This window comes from Stenotrophomonas sp. PS02298 (genome assembly GCF_029959445.1).
GTDB lineage: Bacteria > Pseudomonadota > Gammaproteobacteria > Xanthomonadales > Xanthomonadaceae > Stenotrophomonas.
Genome location: NZ_JASCOR010000266.1, coordinates 1 through 3,569 on the forward strand (window position 1 = coordinate 1; position 3,569 = coordinate 3,569).

Consider the following 3,569-nt stretch of genomic DNA (forward strand, 5'->3'; position numbering starts at 1 on the left):
CCGGCCTCTGCCTCACGCAGGAAGCCAATGATCTGCTCTTCGGAAAAGCGCTTCTTCATGTCCAATCTCCGTCTCGTTGGGGATTGAACTCCAAATCGCCGCGCTACTCAAAATCGGGGGAACGTCGGCGCCGGGGCGTGTTCTTGTACAAGTCCAAGCCAAGCTGACTACCCCCAACTCTTCTGGCTATAGCGGCTTCGTCGTAAAGGGCGCCTATGATTCTGGAAACCCAAGCAGAACTTTTTCGGCAAAGTCCAGGACCAATGAGTACAACGTCACCGGGTTCCGGGCTTGGACCTAACAATTCATTCAAGCCGAACCCGCTGCGCGGGTCGGCTTAATTCCAGAGTTAGGCGTCACATGAGCCATCCCAGCAACCGAGTAAAGCAGGCGATCGGCCTCGGCGAGTTCCTTGAGTCGCTTGAGGGGAAGACCGTCCAAGTTTCTCAACTTCTTTCCTGGCGCCCAGGCTCCGACTTTGAGAGACATTCCACGGTGCATATCCGGCTGTCGTTTCGGGTCAAGAGTGTGACGTGGGCCATGAGTGGCGGCCACTTCACCCTCTGGGCCGACGATGACATCACCTCTTATGGCATCGGCACTACGATGCTTGAAGAGTTCACGCTCACAGGCGACACCGCGGCAGTGACCGAGCTGTATGGCACAGGCGCAGAGAGGCGCAGCGTCATTGAGGTTGCTGCGGGTGCCGCCTAACAATTCATTCAAGCCGAAGCCGCTTCGCGGCTCGGCTTAATTCCGGAGTTAGGCGCGCATGGTCACTATCCGGCAACACGGGAGCAACGGCGAGCTGTTCGACATCTCCTCGTTTCTCACCGACATAGATCGATTTGTTCGTCCGGACACCTGGACGATCGTCATTGATGAGTGCATGGGAGATCGCGCTGTGGAGATCCAGCAGCTCTCTTCATCGGACCACACTTTGGCCGACTGCGCATTCCGCTCGCTATACCACGACATTTTCCAAACAATCGATGGACACTTTGTTGTCCTCTCCGGAGGAGAGCCGGTACTTGAGCTCTTGGCCGTCGATTCGTCCTTTTGGGAAATATCTGGCACGCCAGCATTTGAGTCGCATATGCTTGCCAAGTACGGTGCGTGGCACCGCGCCTAACAATTCATTCAAGCCGAACCCGCTTCGCGGGTCGGCTTAATTCCAGAGTTAGCTCTCAGGGGGAAGTATGCGTAAGCGCCTCACTTATGTGACAGCTCTGCTGCTGTTGTCGTCTTGCGCTACGACACCGCGTGAAGAGCTCGCACCTAGTCGCTGCTTGACCGAACGACCGGACATACTTGCCAAGAGAGAGACCATTTTCGCCAAAGATGCTGCCACAATGTGGACCATCAGTGCGCACGAGGAAGGAATCGGAGCGAGCGTGGACCGTCGTGATGGCATTACTCGCCTCGTCAAATTTGTTCCTGGTGGCCCTGCGCTAATGTCGCAACTTCGTGAGTCCGACGTACTCACTTGCATTGCTCCTGATGCAAAAGCACCGTTCTATAGCGTCTCCCATCTCTCGCTCGAGGACGTTGTTTCGCTCATACGCGGCGAGCCGGGATCCAGCGTCACTCTCCGGGTGCTGCGAGATAGCACTACTCGGGACATTACCCTAGCAAGGCAGCGGGTTAGGTCCGGCTACTGAGAGCTAACAATTCATTCAAGCCGAACCCGCTTCGCGGGTCGACTTAATTCCAGAGTTAGGCCGTATGAGCAGCATCGCATCACGTCAAACTTTAGTTCTGTCACTGGCCCGCGGCCTACGGGGCGAGGTCCATCCGCAGCTGCGCCAAGCTTCCATTGAGGCAGATGAAACCACGTGCATTGTTCGGCTGCGCTTCGAGTACGACGGAGAAGCCAAAGGCCAAGCGCAAGAGAGTTGCTCATGTGCTGCTGCGGAAGTCATCGGTGACTTCCCTGATTCTTGGGACTTGGACGAGGAGCATGTGGCTGCACCTTTTCCCACTTCACTCGCGCCATTGGAGCATCTTGTCTATCGCCGCTGGGAGCCTGATGATGCGGCCTAACAGTTCATTCAAGCCGAACCCGCTGCGCGGGTCGGCTTAATTCCAGAGTTAGGCGCTATATGGATGTTTAGCCAACTTCTTGATTCCTGGCAGTTCAACTTATGGCTAGGCCTCGCCAGCCTTTGTGTTGGCTTGGTGGTCATTTCGCCCTGCCTGTTGATCCCAAGCTTGCGGCGCAAGATCCTCAAAGCCGACCTAGACATCGAGGCTATTGGATTGACCGCACTGGTAGTCGCTATCGTTGCCATTGGGTGCTACAACTACTTCGGCGGCGCTATTGGCGCCTAACAGTTCATTCAAGCCGAACCCGCTGCGCGGGTCAGCTTAATTCCGGAGTTAGGGGGCAGGGAGAGTGAATCGCGTGGGAAACGTCATTGGGCTACTTCTTGGCTTGTTTGGGTTTGGTCCGGCCGGAGCAGCTAGCAAGTTCGAGCAGGTGCAAAACCAACCTTTGTTTATGGCTATGCCTAACCGGGAACTCGCAGAGGCAGCGAAGGCTGCTAACGGAGCACTTCGCCATTTTCGGACTTTGCTCGCGGCTTCCCCAATCACCGACGCACCGCCGATGGTCAAGACCTACATCGCTGACCCAAAGGGCGACGGTATGTGGCTCTGGCTTAGCGTTGAGAGCGCTACCGACTCTGGCTTTAATGCCTACGTATTTGAGGCTCCGCCAGAATTCCCGGAGTTGACTCCTGGATCGCGCCGCTTCGTACCCAATGACCAAGTAGGAGACTGGGCGGCAATCATTTCTGGCGTGATGCATGGTGGCTATTCTCTGCGTGTCCAGAGGAGCCGCTTACCCGAAGGCGAGCGTCAATCGTTTGATGGGTACATCGGGGCAAGAAGCTATGCACCGCTGCCTGCCCCCTAACAATTCATTCAAGCCGAAGCCGCTGCGCGGGCCGGCTTAATTCCGGAGTTAGGTGGCAATGGAAAGTTCTACGCGACTACGGATCTACGCGGACTTCAACGGCCTGGTTGCCGGTGTTGTTGACCCCATGCGTGCTGCTGTCGTCTTGGACACTTTCGGTAGCATCCGAGACCTGTCAAACGCAGGGACTGTCCTTTCGGTTGGCTTGCCACTCGTGGCCTACGATGAGTCCGATGATACTGAGGACCTGGAAGGACATGGCACTGCGCAGTACGACCACAAGCGCCAGTGGTGGGTCGTTGAGTTTGACGGGCAAGGAGTTAGATATGTTCCCGGAGCAGGCCAAAAGTCTGGCGGGGCGTTTCATTGCGTCCGCTGTCGTCTGGTCATAGACGGGGTCGCTTACGACAACATTGGCAAACCCGGGTTCCGTTGCACAAGTTGTGGCACGAGTGTTCTGGCGGCAATTGCACCACCAAATGTTGCCACCTAACAATTCATTCAAGCCGACGCCGCTTCGCGGCGCGGCTTAATTCCAGAGTTAGGGCCCACATGAAGCGTCTCGCAAAGTTCGTAGTCGCCCTTCTCGCTACGCTCATACTTCTGCCAGCTTTAGGCTTCTTGGCTTATGACGCTTTGGTGTTCTGGCCCC

At 56.2% G+C, this 3,569-nt stretch carries 5 protein-coding genes; all 5 read left to right on the forward strand.

Annotated features, from left to right (window positions below; genetic code table 11):
* Nucleotides 1-360 precede the first annotated feature (360 nt).
* Nucleotides 361-714, forward strand: a complete 354-nt coding sequence (locus QMX78_RS20760; RefSeq protein ID WP_282273219.1) for a hypothetical protein — start codon at nucleotides 361-363, stop codon at nucleotides 712-714.
* 58 nt (nucleotides 715-772) lie between these two features.
* Entirely contained in the window at nucleotides 773-1,132 is a 360-nt protein-coding gene (locus QMX78_RS20765) for a hypothetical protein (protein ID WP_282273221.1), read from the forward strand.
* A 593-nt stretch (nucleotides 1,133-1,725) separates the two neighbouring features.
* Nucleotides 1,726-2,043 carry a hypothetical protein gene (locus tag QMX78_RS20770; RefSeq protein WP_282273223.1) on the forward strand — a complete coding sequence of 106 codons (318 nt, stop codon included), beginning with the start codon at nucleotides 1,726-1,728 and terminating at the stop codon, nucleotides 2,041-2,043.
* A gap of 63 nt (nucleotides 2,044-2,106) precedes the next feature.
* The gene (locus tag QMX78_RS20775; protein ID WP_282273225.1) at nucleotides 2,107-2,331 is read left to right on the forward strand and encodes a hypothetical protein; all 225 of its coding nucleotides are present in this window, start codon (nucleotides 2,107-2,109) and stop codon (nucleotides 2,329-2,331) included.
* Between the two features lie 73 nt (nucleotides 2,332-2,404).
* Nucleotides 2,405-2,917: a DUF2314 domain-containing protein gene (locus QMX78_RS20780; RefSeq protein ID WP_282273227.1), complete on the forward strand. Its 513-nt coding sequence runs from the start codon at nucleotides 2,405-2,407 to the stop codon at nucleotides 2,915-2,917.
* Nucleotides 2,918-3,569: the final 652 nt, after the last annotated feature.